At 67.6% G+C, this 22,106-nt stretch carries 27 protein-coding genes; 21 read left to right on the top strand and 6 right to left on the bottom strand.

From position 1 onward, the window contains the following. Positions 1-117 precede the first annotated feature (117 nt). The 4 genes from CKW06_RS05665 to murU all read left to right on the top strand — a co-directional run bounded on the left by CKW06_RS05665 (position 118) and on the right by murU (position 3,746). Positions 118-1,611, top strand: a complete 1,494-nt coding sequence (locus CKW06_RS05665) for a M20 family metallopeptidase (RefSeq protein ID WP_024958220.1) — start codon at positions 118-120, stop codon at positions 1,609-1,611. A 68-nt stretch (positions 1,612-1,679) separates the two neighbouring features. Beyond that, complete coding sequence (locus tag CKW06_RS05660; RefSeq protein ID WP_005408411.1) at positions 1,680-1,949, top strand: GlsB/YeaQ/YmgE family stress response membrane protein; 270 nt, start codon at positions 1,680-1,682, stop codon at positions 1,947-1,949. A gap of 64 nt (positions 1,950-2,013) precedes the next feature. Then, positions 2,014-3,039 (top strand): aminoglycoside phosphotransferase family protein, encoded by a 1,026-nt coding sequence (locus tag CKW06_RS05655; RefSeq protein ID WP_024958221.1) that lies wholly within the window; start codon positions 2,014-2,016, stop codon positions 3,037-3,039. Continuing rightward, on the top strand, positions 3,036-3,746 hold the full coding sequence (gene murU, locus CKW06_RS05650) for an N-acetylmuramate alpha-1-phosphate uridylyltransferase MurU (RefSeq protein ID WP_024958222.1): 711 nt from the start codon (positions 3,036-3,038) through the stop codon (positions 3,744-3,746). Before CKW06_RS05655 ends, murU begins: the two co-directional genes overlap by 4 nt. Positions 3,747-4,282: 536 nt before the next feature. Here murU and hda read toward each other — a convergent pair. Genes hda through CKW06_RS05635 form a run of 3 tightly spaced genes read right to left on the bottom strand, consistent with a single transcriptional unit; the run spans position 4,283 to position 7,295 of the window. Then, positions 4,283-4,990, bottom strand: coding sequence for a DnaA regulatory inactivator Hda (gene hda / locus CKW06_RS05645; RefSeq protein WP_024958742.1), 708 nt, complete (start codon positions 4,988-4,990; stop codon positions 4,283-4,285). Next, entirely contained in the window at positions 4,990-6,159 is a 1,170-nt protein-coding gene (locus tag CKW06_RS05640) for an AI-2E family transporter (protein ID WP_005408407.1), read from the bottom strand. The genes hda and CKW06_RS05640 overlap by 1 nt, the downstream gene beginning before the upstream one ends. Beyond that, positions 6,156-7,295 carry a DUF2066 domain-containing protein gene (locus CKW06_RS05635; RefSeq protein WP_005412509.1) on the bottom strand — a complete coding sequence of 380 codons (1,140 nt, stop codon included), beginning with the start codon at positions 7,293-7,295 and terminating at the stop codon, positions 6,156-6,158. Before CKW06_RS05635 ends, CKW06_RS05640 begins: the two co-directional genes overlap by 4 nt. 99 nt (positions 7,296-7,394) lie before the next feature. On the opposite strand from CKW06_RS05635, the gene purM reads away from it, so the two are divergent. From purM to CKW06_RS05600, 7 genes are all read left to right on the top strand, one after another. Beyond that, entirely contained in the window at positions 7,395-8,453 is a 1,059-nt protein-coding gene (purM, locus tag CKW06_RS05630; protein WP_005412508.1) for a phosphoribosylformylglycinamidine cyclo-ligase, read from the top strand. A 23-nt stretch (positions 8,454-8,476) separates the two neighbouring features. Further along, entirely contained in the window at positions 8,477-8,965 is a 489-nt protein-coding gene (locus tag CKW06_RS05625) for a hypothetical protein (protein WP_005408404.1), read from the top strand. Beyond that, the gene (locus tag CKW06_RS05620) at positions 8,962-9,384 is read left to right on the top strand and encodes a hypothetical protein (protein ID WP_024958741.1); all 423 of its coding nucleotides are present in this window, start codon (positions 8,962-8,964) and stop codon (positions 9,382-9,384) included. Before CKW06_RS05625 ends, CKW06_RS05620 begins: the two co-directional genes overlap by 4 nt. A 41-nt stretch (positions 9,385-9,425) precedes the next feature. Further along, positions 9,426-10,088, top strand: a complete 663-nt coding sequence (locus CKW06_RS05615) for a DUF2238 domain-containing protein (RefSeq protein ID WP_024958740.1) — start codon at positions 9,426-9,428, stop codon at positions 10,086-10,088. After that, positions 10,085-10,744, top strand: a complete 660-nt coding sequence (gene purN / locus CKW06_RS05610) for a phosphoribosylglycinamide formyltransferase (protein ID WP_024958739.1) — start codon at positions 10,085-10,087, stop codon at positions 10,742-10,744. Before CKW06_RS05615 ends, purN begins: the two co-directional genes overlap by 4 nt. Positions 10,745-10,811: 67 nt before the next feature. Further along, the gene (locus CKW06_RS05605) at positions 10,812-11,633 is read left to right on the top strand and encodes a DUF3108 domain-containing protein (protein WP_024958738.1); all 822 of its coding nucleotides are present in this window, start codon (positions 10,812-10,814) and stop codon (positions 11,631-11,633) included. A gap of 2 nt (positions 11,634-11,635) precedes the next feature. Next, the gene (locus CKW06_RS05600; RefSeq protein ID WP_005408399.1) at positions 11,636-12,319 is read left to right on the top strand and encodes a DUF3108 domain-containing protein; all 684 of its coding nucleotides are present in this window, start codon (positions 11,636-11,638) and stop codon (positions 12,317-12,319) included. 140 nt (positions 12,320-12,459) lie between these two features. Here CKW06_RS05600 and CKW06_RS05595 read toward each other — a convergent pair whose 3' ends face one another. The 3 genes from CKW06_RS05595 to CKW06_RS05585 are packed head-to-tail and all read right to left on the bottom strand — an operon-like array spanning position 12,460 to position 14,297. Continuing rightward, complete coding sequence (locus CKW06_RS05595; RefSeq protein WP_005408398.1) at positions 12,460-12,777, bottom strand: hypothetical protein; 318 nt, start codon at positions 12,775-12,777, stop codon at positions 12,460-12,462. After that, positions 12,774-14,045: a UDP-N-acetylglucosamine 1-carboxyvinyltransferase gene (murA, locus tag CKW06_RS05590; protein WP_005412503.1), complete on the bottom strand. Its 1,272-nt coding sequence runs from the start codon at positions 14,043-14,045 to the stop codon at positions 12,774-12,776. Before murA ends, CKW06_RS05595 begins: the two co-directional genes overlap by 4 nt. 21 nt (positions 14,046-14,066) lie before the next feature. Beyond that, positions 14,067-14,297 (bottom strand): BolA family protein, encoded by a 231-nt coding sequence (locus tag CKW06_RS05585; protein ID WP_005408396.1) that lies wholly within the window; start codon positions 14,295-14,297, stop codon positions 14,067-14,069. Positions 14,298-14,351: 54 nt separating this feature from the next. Between CKW06_RS05585 and CKW06_RS05580 the strand changes: the two genes are divergently transcribed. The 10 genes from CKW06_RS05580 to rapZ all read left to right on the top strand — a co-directional run bounded on the left by CKW06_RS05580 (position 14,352) and on the right by rapZ (position 22,084). Next, positions 14,352-15,353 (top strand): KpsF/GutQ family sugar-phosphate isomerase, encoded by a 1,002-nt coding sequence (locus CKW06_RS05580; protein ID WP_024958737.1) that lies wholly within the window; start codon positions 14,352-14,354, stop codon positions 15,351-15,353. A gap of 66 nt (positions 15,354-15,419) precedes the next feature. After that, complete coding sequence (locus CKW06_RS05575; RefSeq protein WP_005408394.1) at positions 15,420-15,968, top strand: KdsC family phosphatase; 549 nt, start codon at positions 15,420-15,422, stop codon at positions 15,966-15,968. Beyond that, the gene (gene lptC / locus CKW06_RS05570; protein ID WP_005408393.1) at positions 15,965-16,540 is read left to right on the top strand and encodes an LPS export ABC transporter periplasmic protein LptC; all 576 of its coding nucleotides are present in this window, start codon (positions 15,965-15,967) and stop codon (positions 16,538-16,540) included. Before CKW06_RS05575 ends, lptC begins: the two co-directional genes overlap by 4 nt. A gap of 103 nt (positions 16,541-16,643) precedes the next feature. Then, positions 16,644-17,195 (top strand): lipopolysaccharide transport periplasmic protein LptA, encoded by a 552-nt coding sequence (gene lptA, locus CKW06_RS05565; protein ID WP_005408392.1) that lies wholly within the window; start codon positions 16,644-16,646, stop codon positions 17,193-17,195. After that, on the top strand, positions 17,195-17,914 hold the full coding sequence (gene lptB, locus CKW06_RS05560) for an LPS export ABC transporter ATP-binding protein (protein ID WP_005408391.1): 720 nt from the start codon (positions 17,195-17,197) through the stop codon (positions 17,912-17,914). Before lptA ends, lptB begins: the two co-directional genes overlap by 1 nt. Positions 17,915-17,953: 39 nt before the next feature. Continuing rightward, positions 17,954-19,375 (top strand): RNA polymerase factor sigma-54, encoded by a 1,422-nt coding sequence (locus tag CKW06_RS05555; protein ID WP_038645608.1) that lies wholly within the window; start codon positions 17,954-17,956, stop codon positions 19,373-19,375. 58 nt (positions 19,376-19,433) lie between these two features. Then, a complete protein-coding gene (gene hpf / locus CKW06_RS05550; RefSeq protein WP_004147311.1) occupies positions 19,434-19,751 on the top strand; it encodes a ribosome hibernation-promoting factor, HPF/YfiA family in 318 nt (105 codons plus the stop codon). Positions 19,752-19,772: 21 nt separating this feature from the next. Beyond that, the gene (locus tag CKW06_RS05545; protein WP_005408389.1) at positions 19,773-20,225 is read left to right on the top strand and encodes a PTS sugar transporter subunit IIA; all 453 of its coding nucleotides are present in this window, start codon (positions 19,773-19,775) and stop codon (positions 20,223-20,225) included. Next, on the top strand, positions 20,222-21,172 hold the full coding sequence (gene hprK / locus CKW06_RS05540; RefSeq protein WP_005408388.1) for an HPr(Ser) kinase/phosphatase: 951 nt from the start codon (positions 20,222-20,224) through the stop codon (positions 21,170-21,172). The genes CKW06_RS05545 and hprK overlap by 4 nt, the downstream gene beginning before the upstream one ends. A 27-nt stretch (positions 21,173-21,199) precedes the next feature. Then, the gene (gene rapZ, locus CKW06_RS05535) at positions 21,200-22,084 is read left to right on the top strand and encodes an RNase adapter RapZ (RefSeq protein WP_005412498.1); all 885 of its coding nucleotides are present in this window, start codon (positions 21,200-21,202) and stop codon (positions 22,082-22,084) included. The last annotated feature ends 22 nt before the right edge of the window (positions 22,085-22,106 follow it).

Below are 22,106 nucleotides of genomic sequence, written 5' to 3'. Positions count from 1 at the left end.
CCTATCGGTTTCCCGGATTTCCGTAAGCCAGCCAAATACCCGACGTGATGTAGGAAAAACCCTACCCGTGGCACAGGCGTAGAATGGCCGGATCAGCCCATGCAACCGGAGTTTCAGATGGACAGCGCCAAGCTCGGCCAATTCGTCAATGACAAGTGGGACAGCGAGATCGTCCCGCAGTTGGTCGACTACATCCGCATTCCCAACAAGTCGCCGATGTTCGACGCCAATTGGGTGCAGAACGGCTACATGGAACAGGCGGTCACGCTGATGGAGAACTGGGCCAGGGCCCAGCAGCTGCCCGGCCTGAAGGTCGAAGTGGTGCGCCTGGAAGGCCGTACCCCGCTGATCTTCCTGGAAATTCCGGCCACCGGCGCGGAGACCGGCGACGACACCATCCTGCTCTACGGCCACCTGGACAAGCAGCCGGAAATGACTGGATGGGACGACGACCTCGGCCCGTGGACTCCGGTCCTGCGCGGCGACAGGCTGTATGGCCGCGGCGGCGCCGATGACGGCTACGCCATCTTCGGCTCGCTGGCCGCCGTGCTGGCGTTGCAGGCCCAGGGCCTGCCGCACGCGCGCTGCGTGGTGCTGATCGAAGCCTGTGAAGAGTCGGGCAGCTACGACCTGCCAGCCTACGTCGACCACCTTGCCGACCGCATCGGCAAGCCGTCGCTGGTGGTCTGCCTGGATTCGGGCTGCGCCAACTACGACCAGTTGTGGTGCACCACCTCGCTGCGCGGCCTGACCGGCGGCAATTTCACCGTGAAGGTGCTCAACGAAGGCGTGCATTCCGGCGATGCCTCCGGCGTGATCCCGTCCAGCTTCCGCCTGCTGCGCCAGATCCTTTCGCGCATCGAAGACCAGGAGACCGGCCGCATCCTGATCGACGGCATGAACGTCGAGATCCCGGCCGAACGCCTGGAACAGGCCAAGCGCGCCGCCGAAGTGGTGGGTACCGAGATCTTCGAGAAGTTCCCGATGGTCGACGGCCTGCGTCCGATGAACGAGGACCTGACCGAGCTGGTGCTCAACCGAACCTGGCGCCCGGCGCTGTCGGTCACCGGCGTCGGTGGCATGCCGCCGCTGGAATCGGCCGGCAACGTGCTGCGCCCGCAGACCTCGGTGAAGCTGTCGCTGCGCCTGCCGCCGACGGCCGATGGCAAGACCTGCGGCGAGCTGCTGAAGGAAGCGCTGCTGCGCGACCCGCCGAACGGCGCGCAGGTCACCCTGGACCTGGAAAAGGCCTCCACCGGCTGGAACGCCCCGGCCATGGCGCCGTGGCTGACCCAGGCCATCGACGACGCCAGCCAGGCCTTCTTCGGCAAGCCGGCGATGTACATGGGCGAAGGCGGCTCGATCCCGTTCATGGGCATGCTGGGCGAGAAGTTCCCGGGCGCGCAGTTCATGATCACCGGTGTGCTCGGCCCGCACTCCAATGCGCACGGCCCGAACGAGTTCCTGCACATCCCGATGGGCAAGAAGGTCACCGCCTGCGTGTCCAAGGTGATCAGCGAGCACTACGCGGCCAGCCTGCGCGGCGAGACCAGCGGTTCGCCGGTGGCTGCCGACAGCGGCACCCGCCACGGCGACCACGGCTGCTGCTGATCCGGCACCCGTGACGGACGCAGCCTGGCCTTGCTAGGCTGCGTCCACCCTTGGCGGAAATCGCGCGCATGAATGGTCTGTTCGGCAGCAGCAGCTGGCTCTACATCATCCTGGTCGGCTTCTTCGTCGGCCTGCTCGGGCGTTTCTTCATGCCCGGCAACAACCGCATGGGCTGCCTGCTGACCATCGTGCTGGGCATCCTTGGCGCCCTGGTGGCCGGCTGGTTCGGCCAGTACATGGGCTGGTACGCCCCCGGTGAGCCGGCCGGTTTCCTCGGTGCGGTAGTGGGTGCGGTGGCCGTGCTGGCCGTGCTGCGCCTGTTCAGCGGCCGTCGCTGACCCCGTCCCTCCTTCCCTTCCTGTTCCCGACGTTGGCGCGCCCGGCGCGCCCGGATATGCCTGCATGACCGAACCCGCCTCCGATCCCCAGCGCAGCGCGCAGCGCCTGCAGTGGGCCCGTACCCAGCTCGATGATGCCAGCGCGGTGGTCGAACGCGCCTCGGTCGATGCCGGCATGCGCAGCTACTGGCGTACCACCAGCACCGGTGGCAGCCACATCGTGATGGATGCACCGCCGGGACTGGAAGATCCGCGGCCGTGGCTGCGCATGCGCGGCCTGCTGCACGACCACGGCCTGCGTGTGCCGGCCCTGCTCGCGCAGGATCTGGATGCCGGTTTCCTGCTGCTGGAAGATCTCGGTGGCCCGACCCTGGCCAGGATCCTCGATGAGCGCAACGCTGACGACTGGTTCGGCCGTTCGATCGAACAGCTGCTGCGTCTGCAGGCGATCCCGGTGCCGACCGACTTCGGCCAGTTCGGCGAAGCACTGCTGCAGCGCGATGCCGGCCTGTTCGACGAATGGTTCCTGCAGCGCCATCTGAACCTGGAGCTGGACTGCGGCGAGATCGAAGGGCTGCAGCTGGTACACCGCCGCTTGATGGACAACGCGCTGGGCCAGGCCCAGCTGATGACCCACCGCGACTACATGCCGCGCAATCTGATGCCGGTCGAAAATGGTCCCGCAGTGCTGGATTTCCAGGACCTGGTGCGCGGCCCGATCGCCTACGATGCGGTGAGCCTGTTCAAGGACGCCTTCCTGAGCTGGCCACTGCAACGCGTGGACGAATGGCTGGCGCAGTATCACGAGCGCGCCCGCGACGCCGGCCTGCCGGTGCCCGACCGCGCCACCTTCCTGCGCGATGCCGACTGGATGGGCATCCAGCGCCACGTGAAGATCCTGGGCCTGTTCTGCCGGCTGCGTTACCGCGACAACAAGGGCCATTACCTCGACGACGCACCGCGCTTCATCACCTATCTGGATGAAGTGCTGCCGCGCTATCGGGAACTGGCACCGCTGCAGCAGCTGCTGGACGAGCGCATCAAGCCGGCGCTGGCCGAGCTGGGTGCACCGATGCGCGTGGCCCGATGAAGGCGCTGGTCTTTGCCGCCGGCCTCGGCGAGCGCATGCGCCCGCTGACCCTGCACACGCCCAAGCCGCTGCTGGAAGTAGCTGGCAAGCCGTTGATCGTCTGGCACCTGGAACGCCTGGCCGCACTCGGCGTGCGCGAGGTGGTGGTCAACACCGCATGGCTGGCCGAACAGTTCCCGGCGACGCTGGGCGATGGCAGCCAATGGGGCCTGCACCTGCATTTCCTGTACGAAGGAGCGACCCCGCTGGAGACCGGCGGCGGCATCCTCAACGCCCTGCCGGTGCTGGGCGATGCCCCGTTCCTGGTGGTGAACGGCGACATCTGGACCGATTTCGATTTCGCCACGCTGCCGCGCGAGCCGCAGGGCCAGGCGCACCTGGTGCTGGTCGACAATCCGGTTCAGCACCCGCACGGTGACTACCGCCTCGATACGCAGGGGGTGCTGCACCACGATCGCGAAGGACCGTGCCTGACCTATGCCGGCATCGGCGTGTACCGTCCTTCGATCGTGGCCGACTGGCGCACGGTGATCGGCGAGGCGCCGGGCAGCGAGCGGCTGCCGCCGAAGTTCTCGGTGGTGCCGTTGCAGAAGCATTTCATGGCGCAGGGATTGATGACCGGGCAGCACCATCGCGGGCGCTGGACCGATGTCGGCACCGTGGATCGCCTGCGTGCGCTGGATGCTGAGTTGGCGGCGAACGGCTGAGCCCCTCGTGGCTGGTCGCTCAGATCAAAAGCCGTGCTTGGGCGGGCGGGTGGGCCATGCAGGGGACGCTGCAAGTACGTCCCTGTAAGCTCGATGGCGCCATCCATGGCGCCAACGCCCCTGCATGGCCCACCCGACCAGCCTCTGACAGTTTCCGTGGGCGTCCAGCCACGGAAGAAAGAAAGAAAAGCAAAAGCGGGTCGCTTCGCTGCGCTTGCTCTGGTGACGACCAACGGTCGTCACCCACCACAAGCAAGACACGTGTCGACCAAGGTCGACACCCACCAACAGCAGTCAGCAGTCAGCAGTCAGCAGTGCAGTGCGCAGTCCCGGCAGATCGCGGGAACCTGTCGAAGGCGGGGTGGATCCGGTTGCGGGGGCGTGAGCCGCATGGATGCGGCGACCGAGCTACAGGGACGTACTTGCAGCGTCCCCCGCAACCGGACCCACCCCGCCATCCCACGGAGATGGCCAGCTTTTGACGTTGACGTTGATTCGGCGGGTGCAGGGCGCAGCCCTGCAAACAAACCCCACCCTCAGTAGCGGGGCCGGCCTTCTTCCAGCACCTGGCGCAGGAACGGCACGGTGATCCGCCGCTTCGCCGCCAGCGACTCGCGGTCCAGCCAGTCCAGCAGCGTGATCAACCCACCCAGCTCGCGCCCGGTGTGCGATAGCAGCCACTCGATGGCCGCCTCGTCGATCGCCAGCCCACGCCGCAGCGCGCGCTCGCGCAGCACCGCTGCCCGCCCCTCCTCATCCAGCGGCTGCAGCAGCACGCGCACGCACTGGCCCAGCCGTGAACGCAGGTCCGGCAGCACCAGGCCCAGCGCTTCCGGCGCCTTCTGCGCCGTGTACAGCACGGTCACGCCTGCAGCGCGCGCGCGGTTGTGGAAATCGAACAGCGCGATCTCGTCGTCGCGGTTGCCGGCAACCTCGTCCAGGCCGTCCAGCGCCACCAGCTCGCGCGCTTCCAGCCCATCCAGCGCCGCACGCACGCGGCCGGCCGCACTGGCCAGCGGCACATAGGTCGGCAGGCGCCCTGCCTGCTCGGCGCTGGAACACATCGCCAGCGCCTGGTGGGTCTTGCCCGTGCCCGCCGCACCTTCCAGGTAGACCCAATCGTGGCTGGCACCCACCGCGATCGCGCGCAGCTGCGCCAGCGCGCCATCCGGCGCGCCGATGAAGGTCTCCAGGCGCTGGTCCCGCGGGTAATGCAGGGCCAGCGGCAGTTGCGGCACACCCATCACTTCAGGTCGGGGCCTTTTTCGTTCGGAACGATGATATGGGGCGCATCGACCACGCCGTCAAGCACGATTGCCGGCTTCTCGCCCACGTACAGCTCGCTCTGGCGGTAACGCTGGTGCGCGTAGCGCAGCAGCACGTTGGTCACCGCCGCCACCGGCAGCGCCAGCAGCATGCCGAGGAAGCCGAACAGCTGGCCGCCGGCCATCACCGCGAAGATCACCGCCACCGGGTGCAGGCCGATCTTGTCGCCGACGATGCGCGGGGTCAGTACGTAGCTCTCCAGCAGCTGGCCCACGGTGAACACCACGCCGACCAGGATCAGCAGCTTCAGGTCGAAGCCCTGTGCCTGCACCAGCGCGGCGATCACCGCCATCAGCACGCCGGTGGTCGCGCCCAGGTACGGGATGAAACTGATCAGACCGGCAATCAGGCCGATCAGCAGGCCCAGCTTGAGACCGACCAGCGACAGGCCGCCGGCATAGATCACGCCCAGTGCCAGCATCACCAGGAACTGGCCGCGGATGAACGCACCCAGCACCTCGTTGGACTCACGCGCCAACGCGCTGATGGTGCCAATGTGGTTGCGCGGAATCACCGACGCCACGCGCTCGACCAGCTTGTCCCAATCACGCAGGAAGTAGAACGCCAGGATCGGCAGCAACAGGATGTTGACCACCCAGGTCACCATCGCGAAGCCGGAGCGCGAGACGTAGCCCATGAACGTGGTGGCGAAGCCGCCGGCCTGCTGCCAGTGGCTGCGCACCCATTCGATCAGGCGGTCCGGGTCCAGCCACTGCATCACTTCCAGGCCGGTCTTCTGCTCGAACCAGGGAATCCCCTTCTCCATCAGCCACGCCTGTGCCTGCGGGGCAACCGCGATCAGGGTGGTGATCTGGCGCTCGATCATCGGTACCAGCACCAGCAGCAGCGCCACGATCACCAGCACCATCGCCGCAAACACCAGCACTACGCCGGTCATGCGCGAGCGGCCGGTGGCCTCGATGCGGTCCACCAGCGGGTCACCCAGCCAGGCCAGCGCCAGCGCCAGCACGAACGGGGTCAGGATCGGCGCCAGCAGCCACACCACCCAGCCGATCAGGCCGGCGAACAGGATGTATTTCAGGCGGCGCAGGAACTGCGCGATTTCCGCTTCCGGGGTCAGAGTCATCGCAGGCGGTACTCGTTGCTGACCGGGGCGGCCACCGGGGTACCGGTGGTGTCGTCGATCGGAGCGGGCAGGGCCGGCAGCGGAGCGCTCGGCGCCAGCACGCCGTTGTCGCCCAGCATGCGGTTGAAGCCGGCCAGGCCGGTGGTCATCTCCAGGTTCAGCTCCAGCTGGCCAGCCGAGGCATGCAGGGGGGTGACATTGCGCACCACCGGCACCTCGCGCAGGCCGGCGGCCAGACGCAGGTAGTCGTCGGCGCTGTTGATGCCGGTGACCACCACACGGTAGGTCCCGGCCTGACCGACGGCGGCGCCGGCCTTGGCATAGCGTTTGACCAGCGCATCGGCGGCGCCGTCGGCACCGGCCGCCATCGCGCGCATGGCGTTGGCGTCCTTGCTGGTCCACTTGTTCAGTTCACGGCCGTTGTCGACGAACACCCAGTCCGCCTGCCAGCCGCCATTGGCGCGGTACAACTTGCCGATCAGCTGCATCGGCGGCGAGTAGCGCGAGGAGGCACGGGCCACGGCGGCACTGTCCTGGCGCCAGATCGCACCCGCCAGCGCCTGTTCGGCGGCGCCACCACTGGGCAGGCCCAGCTTGTAGCCGCGCTCGATGGCGCGGTTCAGCAACGGCCGGGCGGCGTTGGCCTGCTGCACGCTGACCAGGCGCGGGCCACTGCCATCGTCGACAGCCAGCCACAGCACCGGCTTCGGTCGCGGCTGCGGCCACAGCGGCAGGCCCAGCGCCGACACCAGCGAGTCGACATCATCCTCGCGGAAGCGGGCCACCAGCAGGGTACGGAAGCTGGGGGCGCCACTGGCGCCCACGCTCTGGTCCTGCTTGTAGTCGTAGCTGGCCACGTAGTCCTTGGCGTTGCGCAGCGCCTGCACCACGCCGGGGCGGGACATCACGCTGCGGTCGCCGGACAGCTTGCCCAGTACCACGCTCAGGGCGCGGGCCAGGGCGCCGTTGCGATCGGCCTCGGCTTGGCTGTTGACGGGCACTTCGGCCTCGTACGCGCCACTGGCGGTGGCGACATCACCCTCGGTGCGAAGGCCGCTCTGGGCCATCGTGGCCACCGGCAGGCTCAGCGCAAGGAGCAGGGTCAGAATCAGGCTGCGGCGCATCAGGACATCCATTGGCTCGACGTATCCGGGGGAATTGTTGCCCGAATACGGCCTTTGCGCCAATGCGGCCTGTTAAAATCGCCCGTTCAACCCCTGCCAGCGCCGACGCCCGTGACCAACACCCCGTCTTCCGCCCCCTCCCCCCTCACCTACCGTGACGCAGGGGTCGACATCGACGCCGGCAATGCGCTGGTCGAGCGGATCAAGCCCCTGGTCAAGCGCAGCTTCCGCCCGGAAGTGATGGGCGGCCTGGGTGGCTTCGGTGCCCTGTTCGACCTGTCCAACAAGTACCGCGAGCCGGTGCTGGTGTCGGGTACCGACGGCGTGGGCACCAAGCTGAAGCTGGCCCACCAGCTGAACCGCCACGATACGATCGGCATCGACCTGGTCGCCATGTGCGTGAACGACGTGCTGGTGCAGGGCGCCGAACCGCTGTTCTTCCTGGACTACTTCGCCACCGGCAAGCTGGACATCGACACCGCCGCAGCGGTCGTGGGCGGCATCGCCAACGGCTGCACCGAGGCCGGCTGTGCGCTGATCGGCGGCGAAACCGCTGAAATGCCCGACATGTACGCCCCCGGCGAATACGACCTGGCCGGCTTCACGGTCGCCGCGGTGGAGAAGAGCGAGCTGAAGGACGGCGCCAGCGTGGCCGCCGGCGACGTGCTGATCGGCATCGCCTCCTCCGGCCCGCACTCCAACGGCTACTCGCTGGTGCGCCGCATCTACGACCGCGCCGGTCGCCCGGCCGATCTGGAGCTGGAAGGCGGCGTGAAGCTGGTCGATGCGCTGATGGCACCGACCCGCCTCTATGTGAAGCCGATCCTGTCGCTGCTGAAGTCGCACGGCGAGGCCATCCATGGCATGGCCCACATCACCGGCGGCGGCCTGACCGAGAACATCATCCGCGTAGTGCCCGACGGCCTCGGCCTGGACATCCAGGCGTCGTCATGGACCCTGCCGCCGGTGTTCCAGTGGCTGCAGAAGGAAGGCGCGGTGGCCGACAGCGAGATGTGGCGCACCTTCAACTGCGGCATCGGCTTCGTGCTGATCGTCGCAGCGGACCAGGTGGCTGCCGTTTCCGATGCAGTCAAGGCGCAGGGCCTGGAGCACTGGACCATCGGCCAGGTGGTCACCGCCGAAGGCGCCGAACGCGTCCACATCGGCTGACGCCGGCAACCCAGGAGCCCCGCATGGACGCAACGCCCCCTTTGTCGCCCGCCCCCGTGCCGCCGCCGCTGGCGACGGTACCGCCGTTCAGCGCGCAGGATGCCGACCACCTGCGCATGCTGGCCATCGCACACTACGTGGTCGGTGGCCTGATCGTGCTGTTCTCGCTGATCTTCATCCTGCACATCGTGATCGGCATCGCCGCGTTGACCGGCAGCCTGCCGATGAAGTCCGGCGGCGAGCCCTCCTCGCTGGAGGAACAGCGCCTGATGGGCTGGGTGTTCACCGTTCTCGGCTGCGTCGTCGTGTTCGGTGGCATCACGCTGGGCGCGTTCGTGGCCTATGCCGGCCGCTGCCTGTCCCGCCGCCGTCGCCATCTGCTGTGCCTGATCGCGGCTGGCCTGGCCTGCCTGTTCACGCCGGTCGGCACGGTGCTGGGGGTGTTCAGCCTGATCACCCTGCTGCGCCCGCAGGTCAAGGCCGCCTTCGACCTTCCCGCCGCGACCGCATGACCGCCTCCGGCAATCCACCGCCGCTGCCGCATCAGACCCTGGCACAGCTGCAGCTGACCAGCCATCTGCAGACACTGAGAGTGCTGTTCTACGCCCTGGCCGGTTTCCACTGGGTCGCCGCAGTGGCGCTCCTCGGCCTCAGCGGCTGGGTGGCCCAGTCGCGCGGGTTGGAGGATGCCTGGATGCTGACCACGGTCTATGCGTCCATCGCCGTGCTGGCCGCCGTGCTGGGGTTCGTGCAGCTGCACACCGCGCGCCAGCTGTCACATCGCACCGGGCTGGCCTGGTGCCAGCGCGCGGCGTGGCTGGGCGTGCTGGCTGGACCACTGGGCATGGCGTTGGCCGCCTATGCCTGGGTGTTCCTGTCCAAGCCGGAGATGGCTGCGCTGTTCGACCGCGGTGATCACCTCAGTGCCTGAACCTGCCGGCAGACGCCCCGTCCTCATCTGATCGATTTCCCATGTCCGCGCCTGCCCTCCCGACGTCTGATTCGCCCACCACCCGCCGCTTCCCGGTCCCGAAGAAGTGGGCTTTCGCTGCCGTACTGGCGGTCTTCGCGATCAGCTGGATCCACCCGCTGTGGCCCATCGAGCAGGCCCTGCACAGCACGCTGACCGTGGTCGGTCTGGCCGCGCTGCTGTGGGTCGACCGCCGCGGCGGCTGGCTGGGCAACGGCGCCTTCATCGCCATCTGCGGCTTCATCGCCCTGCACTGCGTGGCGGCGCGCTGGCTGTATTCCAACGTGCCCTACGACGCCTGGGCGCAGATGCTGACCGGCTGGTCGCCGAATGCGGCCTTAGGCTGGCAGCGCAACCATTTCGACCGCCTCATCCACTTCCTGTTCGGCGTCTGCTTCACCCCCGCACTGCTGCAGCTGGCCCGTCATGCGTGGCCGGCGCTGCGCCTGGGCCAGGCCTTCACCCTGGCGGTGATGACGGTGATGTGTGCCAGCCTGGTCTACGAATGGTTCGAATGGGCCATCGCGCTGGCGCTGTCGCCGGATGCCGCCGAAGCCTACAACGGCCAGCAGGGTGACATGTGGGATGCGCATGCCGACATGCTGATGGCGACCGTCGGCAGCCTGCTGACCTGGCCTCTGATCCGCCGGAGTTCCCTGCAATGACCGCCCCAACCCGCATCGCTGTGCTCGCCTCGGGCCGCGGCAGCAACCTGCAGGCCATCCTCGACGCGATCGGCAGCGGCCGCCTGCCGGCCGAGGTGGTCGGCGTGTTCTCCGACCGCCCCGCCGCAGAGGCCCTGCTGCGTGTCGATGCCGGCCTGCGCTGGGCGCATGCACCGAAGGAATTCAGCGACCGCGCCAGCTACGAGCAGGCGCTCGGCGATGCGCTTGCCGCGGTACAGCCGGACTGGATCGTCTGTGCCGGCTACATGCGCATCCTTGGTCCGGCCTTCGTGCAGCGTTTCGATGGCCGCCTGGTCAACATCCACCCGTCGCTGCTGCCGCTGCACAAGGGCCTGGACACCCACGCGCGGGCGCTGCAGGCCGGTGACGCCGAGCATGGCGCCAGCGTGCACCTGGTGGTCCCCGAACTGGATGCCGGCGCGGTCCTGGCGCAGGCCCGCGTGCCGGTGCGGCCCGGCGATGACGCGCAGGCGCTGGCCGCACGCGTGCTTGCGGTGGAGCATCCGCTGCTGATCGCCACACTGCAGCTGCTGCGCGAGGGCCGCCTGGCTGAACGGGAGGGTCAGCCCTGGCTGGACGGTCACCCCCTGTTTAGCCCCTTGGCCCTAGATTCCGCCGGAAACCTGAACCGGTAACGCTCTTGCACACGCCCCGCTGACTGCGGGGCTGGCATCCTGCCCCCTCCTGCGGTTCCTGTCCTCCATGAAGACCACGACGCTGCTGTCCACTTCACTGCTGTTGTCGCTTGCCGTGCTTCCCGCTGTGGGCTGGGGCCAGGCGCAGCCGCCTGCGGCTTCACCGCCGCCCACACCCGCTGCGCTGCCACCGAACGAGCCCAGTGTGCCGCTGTTGCCGGCACTGGCCTGGGAGCCGCCGCCGCTGCAGCCGTTCACCGCCAACTACCAGGCCTTCTACAAGGGCAAGGAAGCGGGTGATGCCAGCATGCAGGTCACCCACACCGGCGGCAGCCAGTGGCGCGTGGACATGCAGGTGGTCGGCCGCCGCGGCTTTGCCAGCGTGCTCGGTCTGAACATCGAGCAGAGCACGGTGTTCGAGGAGCGCAGTGGCGTCTACGCACCGCTCAGCCAGAGCACGGTGCGCAAGGGCCTGTTCCTGGGCAAGAAGGCCGTGGGCACTTACAACTGGCAGGCCGGCACCGCGCAATGGACCGGCGACGTCAAGAAGGAGCGCGCGCAGCCGATCCCGCTGCGGGCCGGCGACCAGAGCGCGCTGCTGATCAACCTGGCCATCATGCGCGATGCGCGTCCGGGCGCCACCATGCATTACCGCTACGTGGACATGGGCAAGGTCCGCGAACACGACTACCAGGCCGCGCCGCAGACCGAGAACGTCGAGGTCGGCGACCTGTCCTACAACGCGCTGCGGGTCTACCGGACCAACGGTGGCAGAAACGAAACCATTCTCTGGATCGCCAACGGTGTCCCCACCCCGGTGCGCATCCTGCAACGCGAAGACGGCGAAGACCGCGTCGACCTGCGCCTGATCGAATACCAAGGAGTCTGAGCATGAATACCCTGACCCGCCCCCTCACCTGGATCGCAGCCGCTGCCCTGACCGTGGCCAGCCTGCCGGCCATGGCGCTGGAACCGTTCAAGGCGGATTACCTGGCCAGCTACATGGGCATGCAGGCCAACGGCACCATGACCCTGGCCAGCGAAGGCAGCAACAAATGGCGCTACAGCCTGCAGGTGAAGAACCAGCTGGCCGACCTCAGCCAGAGCACGGTGTTCGAGGAAGTGCGTGGCCAGCTGCGCCCGCTCAGCAGCCAGGACCGTTCGGCACTGCTGGTGAAGAAGCGCAACGTGCAGGCCAACTACAACTGGACCAGCAACCAGGCCACCTGGACCGGCGACATCAAGCCGGACCGTGCGGGCCCCATCGCGCTGAAAGCAGGCGACATGGACGCGCTGCTGATCAACCTGGCGATCGCCCGTGACCTGGCCGCCGGCAAGCCGCTGACCTATCGCATGGTGGACGAAGGCCGGATCAAGAACATGACCTACCGCGTGATCGGCAAGGAATCGATCACCGTGGCCGGCAAGAGTTACGAGGCCACCAAGGTCTCGCGCGCCGATGGCAACAAGGAGCTGATCGCCTGGATCGTGCCGGACTTCCCGGTGCCGGCGCGCATGCTGCAGCGTGAGAGCGGCCGCGATGCGCTGGACCTGACCATCAAGGCGATGAACTGAGTGCCGGGGTCGGATCCCATCCCCTAGGGGATGGGCTCTGACCCCGGTTATGTGGCTGGGGTCGGAGCCCTTTCCGATGGAAAGGGACCCGACCCCGGGCCCCGCGAAAAGAAAACGCCCGCTTTCGCGGGCGTTTTTTCTTACTTCTTTTCCTCGGCCGCCGCCGGCTTGAACTCGGTGCGGCAGTCCACGCGGATCTGCTCGCCGGTGCTGCGCCACACAAAGGTGCGGCAATGACGGTTGCCGTCCTGGCTGTCGTTCACCGCCACCGCATAGAACGACTCGATGATCTCGTCACGCGTGACCGTGCCGTCGCCGTTCCAGTCCATGTCCTTCTGCTCGATGCCCTGGGTGATCGCGATGTTGGCGTACCAGGCATAGCCCAGCCACGCCAGCACGATCAGCACCAGGGCCAGCAGCGCCTTGCGACGCGGGCTGAACTTGCCGCGCAGGATCATGGCACGCGCCGGATGGTGGCGCCGAGTGAAGACAGCTTCTCTTCGATGTTCTCGTAGCCACGATCAAGGTGGTAGATGCGGTCGATGGTGGTATCCCCGCTGGCCATCAGGCCGGCCAGGATCAGCGAGGCCGACGCACGCAGGTCGGTCGCCATCACCGGTGCGCCGCTCAGGTGCTCGCTGCCACGCACGATGGCGGTGTGGCCTTCGACCTGGATGTCCGCGCCCAGGCGCAGCAGTTCGTTGACGTGCATGAAACGGTTCTCGAAGATCGTTTCGTTGATCACGCCCACGCCATCGGCCACGCAGTTGAGCGCCATGAACTGCGCCTGCATGTCGGTCGGGAATGCCGGGTACGGCGCGGTGGTCAGGTTGACCGCCTTCGGCCGCCTGCCCTGCATGTCCAGGGTGATGCTGTCGTCGGTGGTCTCGATCTTCGCACCGGCCTCGACCAGCTTGGACAGCACCGCGTCCATGGTGTTCGGGCGCGCACGGTTGACCGTGACCTTGCCACCGGTCATCGCTGCGGCCACCAGGAAGGTGCCGGTCTCGATGCGGTCGGGCAGCACTTCGTGGCGGCCACCGGACAGGCGCTCGACGCCCTCGATCACCAGGCGGGCGGTGCCCAGGCCTTCGATCTTCGCGCCCAGCGCGATCAGGCAGTGCGCCAGGTCGGTCACTTCCGGTTCCATCGCGCAGTTGTCGAGGACAGTGGTCCCTTCAGCCAGCACCGCGCCCATCAGCACGTTCTCGGTGCCAGTGACGCTGACCATGTCGAAGGTGAAGTGGCCACCCTTCAGGCGCTTGGCGCTGGCCTTGATGAAGCCGTTCTCGACCACGATCTCGGCGCCCAGCGCCTGCAGGCCCTTGATGTGCTGGTCGACCGGTCGCGAGCCGATCGCGCAGCCGCCCGGCAGCGACACTTCGGCGGCGCCGAAGCGGGCCAGCAGCGGGCCCAGCACCAGGATCGAGGCGCGCATGGTCTTGACCAGCTCATACGGTGCGACGTGCTGGTTGACCGGACGCGGGTCGACCACGATCGCGCTGCCGCGCGACAGCGTGCCCTGGTCGATGGTGACCTTGGCGCCCAGCTCGCCGAGCAGCTTCACCGTGGTGACCACGTCGTGCAGGTGCGGCACGTTGGTGATCTCCACCGGCGCATCGGCCAGCAGGGTCGCGCAGAGAATGGGGAGGACGGCGTTCTTGGCGCCGGAGATGCTCACTTCACCGTGCAGCGCAGCGCCGCCGGTCACAACGATCTTGGCCATGTATTCGGGATCTTCTGCGGTTCAGCCGGCTTCGGCCGGGGTCACGGTTTTCAGCGCCAGCGCGTGGATCGCGCCGCCCATCAGGTCGCCCAGGGTGGCATACACCATGCGGTGGCGGGCCAGCGGCATCTTGCCGGCGAAGGCCTCGCAGACCACGGTCGCTTCGAAATGCACGCCGTCGTCGCCCTGCACGTCGGCGCGGGCGCCGGGCAGGCCGGTTTCGATCAGATTGCGGATGGTGTCGGCGTCCAACGGGCTTTCCTAATAAAATGTGGGTCCATTCTACTTCCGCTGCGTGGCGTCCGCATGGCCGAATCCCTGTTGCCCCCCCGTTCCGTCGACCCTGCCGGCCTGGTTGCCAGTGGCCGCCGCGTGTTCGAGATCGAGCGGCAGGCCCTGGATGCCGTGGCCGACCGCCTCGGCGAGGCCTTCCAGCAGGCCTGCCAGGCGATTCTGGCCAGTCGCGGGCGGGTGGTCGCCACCGGCATGGGCAAGTCCGGGCATATCGCGCGCAAGATCGCCGCCACCCTGGCCTCTACCGGCACGCCGGCGTTCTACGTGCACCCCGGTGAAGCCGGCCACGGCGACCTGGGCATGATCACCGAGGACGACGTCGTGCTGGCCCTGTCCTACTCGGGCGAATCGGACGAGGTACTGATGCTGCTGCCGGTGCTCAAGCGCCAGGGCAACCTGCTGATCTCCATGACCGGCCGCCCGCAGTCCAGCCTGGCCGCCGCCGCCGACATCCATCTGGACGTGAGCGTGCCGGCCGAGGCCTGCCCGCTGGCGCTGGCACCCACTTCCAGCACCACCGCCTCGCTGGCGATGGGCGATGCACTGGCCGTGGCCCTGCTCGATGCACGTGGCTTCACCGCCGATGACTTCGCCCGCTCGCACCCGGCCGGCAGCCTCGGCCGTCGCCTGCTGCTGCACATCACCGACGTCATGCACACCGGCGACGACCTGCCCAGCGTGGGCGCCGACGCCAGCCTCAGCGAGGCGCTGGTGGAAATGAGCCGCAAGCGGCTGGGCATGACCGCCGTGGTTGACGCCGACGGCGTGCTGATCGGGCTGTTCACCGACGGCGACCTGCGCCGTGCGCTGGACAGCGCGCTGGACGTGCGCACCGCGAAGATCGCCGACGTGATGACCCGCAACCCGCGCACCATCGGCGCCGACCAGCTGGCGGTCGAGGCCGCCCGCCTGATGGAGACCCACAAGATCACCGGCCTGATCGTGGTTGATGACCAGGGCCGCGCGGTTGGCGCGCTGAACATTCATGACCTGTTGCGGGCCCGGGTGGTTTAACCGACAGTCCGTAGACCCCATTCAGTCTGTAACGCCGCACCTGCCCATAACGAGCCTTCCACCCTGATGCCCTGGTCCCCCCTGCCCGCCTTCCCCGCCCACCTGCATGCCGCTGCGGCCCAGATCCGCCTGGCCTGCTTCGACGTGGACGGCACCCTCACCGACGGTCGGCTGTACTACGACAAGGACGGCAACGAGAGCAAGGCGTACTTCGTGCAGGATGGCCTGGGCCTGAAACTGCTGCAGCAGCACGGTATCCACCCCGTGCTGATCACCGCGCGCAACAGCCAGTCCGCGCTCAAGCGCGGCGCCGACCTCGGCATCGATACCCAGATCGCCGTGGGCGACAAGCTGGCCAGCGTGCAGGCGCTGTGCGCGCAGCACGGGATCGGCCTGGAACAGGTGGCGTTCATGGGCGATGACCTGCCCGATCTGGCGCCGCTGGGTGCGGTCGGCCTGGCGGTGGCCCCGGCCAATGCCCATCCGTGGATCGCCGAACGCGTGCATTGGCAGACCCGCGCCGAGGGTGGCCGTGGCGCCGCGCGCGAGCTGTGCGACATCCTGCTGGCCGCCCAGGGCCGCGCGGATGCGGTGCTGGCGAGGTTTGGCGCATGAACCTGCCCACCTTGAACTGGCGCACCGTGCTCGGCATCAGCCTGCTGCTGGCCGCCCTGCTGAGCAGCTGGGCGGCGCTGCGCAACCGCGACAAGGGTCCAGCCACGGGAGGCCAGGAAATCGGCGTGGATTACATCCTGCATGACTTCCAGATCGTTGCCCTGGATGAGCACGGCAAGGAATCGACCACCCTGCGCGCACCGCGGCTGGAGCGCCAGCGCGGCGACCAGACCATCAACATCGCCACCCCGCTGTTCGAGATGCCGGACAAGGATGGCAAGCACTGGACGCTACGTGCCGAGACCGGCTGGCTCAGCGCCAAGGGCGACGAGATGAAGCTGCGCGGCAAGGTTGCCGGCGACAGCCCGGCGGGCCCGGGCGTGGTGCCGACCACCTTCCGCACCGACCACCTGGATGTGTTCCCGAAGGAGAACCGCGCCCGTACCGACGCCCTGGTGACCATGACCCGCCCGGGCATGGAACAGTCCGGCGTCGGCTTCGAAGTGGATTCGAAGAACAACACGTATCATTTCCTCAGCCAGTCCAAGGGCCGTTACACGCCCAAACGCTGATTCCGCCGCCAGCCCGCGACGTCTCCGGACAGGCGCAGGGCCGGCAGCCCCACCCTCCGCCCCCGGCCCGCCCGGCAGGCCCCCACCGGTAGAACGGACCCCGATGAAGATTCCCTTTGCCGCCGTACTCGCGCTCGGTCTTCTTGTCCCCAGCGCCGCCTTCGCCAAGTCCACCGACCGCAACGAAGACATGCACATCGATTCCGGCGCCCAGTCCGGCATGCTCACCGGCGACGGCAAGACCGTACTGTCGCAGGGCGTGATCATCACCCAGGGCACGCTGGACCTGCGTTCGTCCGAGGCCGAGATCTACCTCAAGGACGGCGAGGCCGTGCGCGTGGTGTTCACCGGCAAGCAGGCCAAGATGAAGCAGCAGCTTGATGACGGCACCTGGATGGATGCGCTGGCTGATCGCATCGACTACGACATCAAGACCGAGATCATCACCCTGACCGGCAACTACAAGGTCACCAGCGCGCGCGGCACCAATGCCGGCCAGCGCATGGTCTACAACACCCGCACCGGCGAGATGAACTCCGGTGGTGACGGCAGCCGCGTGCGTACCGTCATCCCGCCGAAGAACAAGACCCCGGCCGCGCCTGCGGCACAGCCCAAGGCCACCACGCCGGCACAGCCGGCCGGGAGCAGGAAGTAATGCTCGTCGCCAAGGGCCTGCGCAAAAAGTACAAGCAGCGCGAAGTGGTCAAGGACTTCGGGCTGACCCTCGATGCGGGTGAAGTGGTCGGCCTGCTCGGCCCCAACGGTGCCGGCAAGACCACCTGTTTCTACATGATCGTCGGTCTGGTGGCCGCCGATGCCGGCAGCATCGTGCTCGACGGCAAGGACATCACCGGCGACCCGATGTACACCCGCGCCAAGCAGGGGGTGGGCTACCTGCCGCAGGAACCGTCGGTGTTCCGCAAGCTTACCGTGGCCGACAACATCCGCCTGGTGCTGGAACTGCGCGAGGACCTGGACTCGGCCGGCCGCGAGCGCGAATTGAACGGCCTGCTCGACGAACTGCAGCTGGGCCATGTCGCCGACCAGCTCGGCGCCAGCCTGTCCGGTGGCGAACGCCGCCGCTGCGAGATCGCCCGCGCACTGGCCGCACAACCGCGCCTGATCCTGCTCGACGAACCGTTCGCCGGTGTCGACCCGATTTCGGTCGGCGAGATCCAGCGCATCGTCACCCACCTCAAGCAGCGTGGCATCGGCGTGCTGATCACCGACCACAACGTGCGCGAGACCTTGGGTATCTGCGACCGCGCGTATATCCTCGCCGAGGGCAGCGTGCTGGCCCAGGGTTCGCCGGAGGCGATCCTGGACAACGCCGATGTACGTCGCGTCTACCTCGGGGATTCCTTCAAGCTGTGAAGCAGTCGCCGGGTCCCTTTCCTTCCTTTCGGCACAGGCATGAAGACTCGGCTGCAGACATCGTTGGGACAGCAACTGGTGCTCACGCCCCAGTTGCAGCAGGCGATCAAGCTGCTGCAGATGTCGGCCACCGAACTGGAGCTGGAGATCGCGCAGGCAGTGGAAAGCAACCCACTGCTGGACTGGGCCGACAGCAACGACAGCAGCGCCGCCAATGAAGGCAGCGATGGCAACGACAACGAAGCGCCTGCAGAGCGCAGCGATGAGGGCGACGACTGGGCGCCGACCGAACTGGACTGGACGACGACCGGCAGCGGTGGCAGCTTCGATGATGACGACGACAACGGCAGCGCTGCCGAGCGCGTAGCCGAAACCGAAACACTGGCCGACCATCTGCTGTGGCAGTTGCATCTGTCGCATCTGTCCTCGCGTGATCGCAGCATCGGTGCCGCGCTGATCGATGCACTGGACGACGATGGTTACCTGCGCGAGCCGCTGGCCACCATCGCTGAAACCCTGTTGCCGGCGATCCACGCCGACGAGGACGAGATCCTCGCCGTGCTGCATCGCATCCAGCGCTTCGATCCGGTGGGTGTGGCTGCACGCACGCTGGGCGAATGCCTGCTGCTGCAGCTGGATGTGCTGGCCGGCGACACGCCCGGCCTGCTGCTGGCGCGACAGATTGCCGCAGGACCCCTGGAACGTTTGCCGCGCAGCGGCGTAACCGGGCTCGCCCATGAGTTGAAGCTGCCGCTGGACGAGGTCGAGACTGCCGTGGCGCTGCTGCGTTCGCTGGACCCGCGCCCGGGCACGCAGATCGCGCCGCTGTCGCAGGACACCTATGTGGTGCCGGATGTGGTGGTGTGGCGGCAGAACGGCGTATGGCGCGCAGCGCTGGCCGCGCATGCCGGGCCGAAGGTGGTGATCCACCGCGGCTACGAACAGCTGATCCGACGTTGTGGCGACGCCGATGCCGGCTACCTGCGTGCCCAGCTGCAGGAAGCGCGCTGGCTGCTGAAAGGGCTGCAGCAGCGTGGTGACACCCTGCTGCGCGTCGTGCGCAGCCTGATCCTGCAGCAGGCCGGCTTCCTCGAATTCGGCGAGCAGGCGCTGCGTCCACTGACCCTGCGCGAGATCGCCGCCGAGCTCGGCCTGCACGAATCCACGGTCTCGCGCGCGATCGCCCGCAAGCACGTGCGTACCCCGCGAGGCACCCTGCCGCTGCGCGCCTTCTTCGCCTCGGGCATCGATACCGAGAGCGGTGGCGAGGCGTCCAGCACCGCCATCCAGGCGATGATCCGGCGCCTGATCGACGACGAGAACCCGCGCAAGCCGCTTTCTGACGCCAAGCTGGCTGACCTGCTCAAATCGTCGGGAATTCCAGTAGCGCGACGCACCGTGGCGAAGTATCGTGAAGCCATGAACATTTCCGCCTCGCACGAAAGGGTCAGAATCGCTTGACGCGCCGCCGCGCCCGGCGGAGAGGTTCATTGGCACATCCGAACACAGGAGAAACCCGATGCGCATCGAAACGTTTGGCAAAGATGTCGAAGTCACCCCGGCCCTGCAGTCCTATGTTGAGGAGAAGCTGGCCCGGATCGGAAAGCACTTCGACCAGCACTGCGAAGCGCGGGTGACCCTCAAGCTGCAGAAGACCGAACACCACGTCGACGCCAGCCTCAACATTCCCGGCCAGACCCTGCACGCCGAGGCCAATGCCCAGACCATGTATGCCGCGATCGACCTGCTTGCGGACAAGCTTGACCGTCTGGTGATCAAGCACAAGGAGAAAAAACAGCAGCACGCACCGCTGCCGGTGGGCGACAATGGTGGCTGATCGCCACCGTTCCCCGCAGACATGCCCCTGACTGACCTCCTGGCGGCCGTGCAGACCCAGCTCTGCACGGCCACCGACCGTGACAGCGTCCTGCAGGCCGCCGCCGGGTTGCTGGCCTGCCGCCAGGCCAACGCCGAACAGATCTATCTGAACCTGTGCCAGCGCGAAGCGCTGGGCAGCACCGCCATCGGCCACGGCATCGCCATTCCCCACGGCCGCGCGCCGACCCTGGACCGCCCCCGCGGCGCCCTGCTGCGGTTGGCCACCCCGGTCGATTTCGGTGGCGAGGAGCCGGTGGACCTGGTGTTCGCGATGGCCGTCCCCGCCCACTACACCCACCAGCACCTGATGCTGCTGTCCGAGCTGGCCGAGCTGTTCTCGGCGCCGGACATCCGCCAGGCCCTACGCGAGGCGGGCGATGCCCGGGCGCTGCGCGAGGCGCTGGACATGACCCCACCTGCGAGTGCCGCATGAATACCAGCATCACCGCCCGTGAACTGTTCGAACAGCAGCGCGAGCGGCTGGGGCTGCGCTGGGCTGCCGGCAAGTCCGGCGAGAAGCGCGAGCTGGAGGCCGGCAACACGGTCTCGCGGCGTCCGTCGCTGGCCGGCTATCTCAATGCGATCTACCCCAACAAGGTGCAGATCCTGGGCACCGAGGAACTGTCCTGGCTGGATGCGCTGGAACCGCGCCAGCGCTGGGAGACCATCGAAAAGATCATGCAGTCGCACCCGCTGGCGCTGGTGCTGACCCGCAACCAGGCCTGCCCGGAAGACCTGCGCGCTGCCGCAGACGAATCCGGCACGCCGCTGTGGCTGTCGCCGAAGCGCGGCCACGAACTGCTCAACCACCTGTCCTACCACCTGGCGCGTACGCTGGCGCCGCGGGTGATCCTGCACGGCGTGTTCATGGAGATCTACTCCATCGGCGTGCTGATCACCGGCGAAGCGGGATCCGGCAAGAGCGAACTGGCGCTGGAACTGCTCAGCCGTGGCCATCGCCTGGTGGCCGACGATGCCCCCGAATTCACCCAGATCGCGCCCGATGTACTCGATGGCACCTGCCCGGAGCTGCTGCAGGACCTGCTGGAGGTGCGCGGCCTGGGCGTGTTGAACGTGCGCGAGATGTTCGGCGACACGGCTGTAAAGAAGAACAAGTACCTTCGGCTGATCGTCCACTTGACCAAGCCGATGACCGAACCCACCCCGCATGGCTACGAGCGCCTGACCGGCGATTCGGGCACTCGCCATGTGCTGGACCTGGACGTACCGCTGATCACCCTGCCGGTGATGCCCGGCCGCAACCTGGCCGTGCTGACCGAGGCGGCCACCCGCCTGCACATCCTGCGCACCAAGGGCATCGACCCGGCAGCCATGTTCATCGCCCGCCACAGCAACCTGCTGGAACGGCGAACACCCTGATTTCCCTGCCCTTCGAAGAGCCTGTCCATGAGCACCGTCACCCCCTCCGCCCCGACCCTGATCATCGTCAGTGGCCTGTCCGGCTCGGGTAAATCCGTCGCCCTGAAGACCTTCGAGGACCAGGATTACTACTGCTCGGACAACCTGCCGATCAATCTGCTGCCCGACTTCGTGCGCAGCCTGCTGGCCAACCACGACGGCAGCGCACCACGGCGTCTGGCCGTAGGCATCGACGTTCGCGGCCAGGCCGACCTGAGCCAGCTGGGCGACTGGCGGCAGCTGGCGGCCGACGCCGGCGTGGACGTGAAGGTGCTGTTCTTCGAAGCCAGCGACGAGACGCTGCTCAAGCGCTACGCCGACACCCGCCGCCGCCATCCGCTGAGCCAGCTGGGCCTGTCGCTGCCTGAAGCCATCGCCCGCGAACGCGAGTTGACCGCACCGCTGCGCCGCGAGGCTGATGCGGTGATCGACACCAGCAGCCTCAACGTGCATCAGCTGCGGCGGCGGATCATCACCGAGTTCACGATGGACCATGCCACCGGCCTGTCGCTGCTGTTCGAATCGTTCGCCTACAAGCGCGGCGTGCCGGCCGAGGCGGACTTCGTGTTCGATGCGCGGGTGCTGCCCAATCCGCACTGGGACCCGGACCTGCGCGCGCTCAGCGGTCGCGAACCGGGTGTACGCGACTACCTGGAAGCGCAGCCGGACGTGCAGCGCTACCTGGCCCAGCTGATGGACTTCCTCGATACCTGGCTGCCGAAGCTGAGTGATGGCACCCGCAGCTATGTGACCGTGGCGTTCGGCTGCACCGGCGGCAAGCACCGCTCGGTGTTCCTGGCCGAGCGTCTGGCCCGGCATGCCCGCGAGATGGGCTGGGAAGACGTGGCGACGTACCACCGCGAACAGGATTGAGGGGGGGGCGGCCGGGCTGCGC

The sequence above is a fragment of the Stenotrophomonas maltophilia genome, from assembly GCF_900186865.1.
GTDB classification, from domain to species: domain Bacteria; phylum Pseudomonadota; class Gammaproteobacteria; order Xanthomonadales; family Xanthomonadaceae; genus Stenotrophomonas; species Stenotrophomonas maltophilia.
This window is presented reverse-complemented; position numbering and strand designations above follow the sequence as displayed.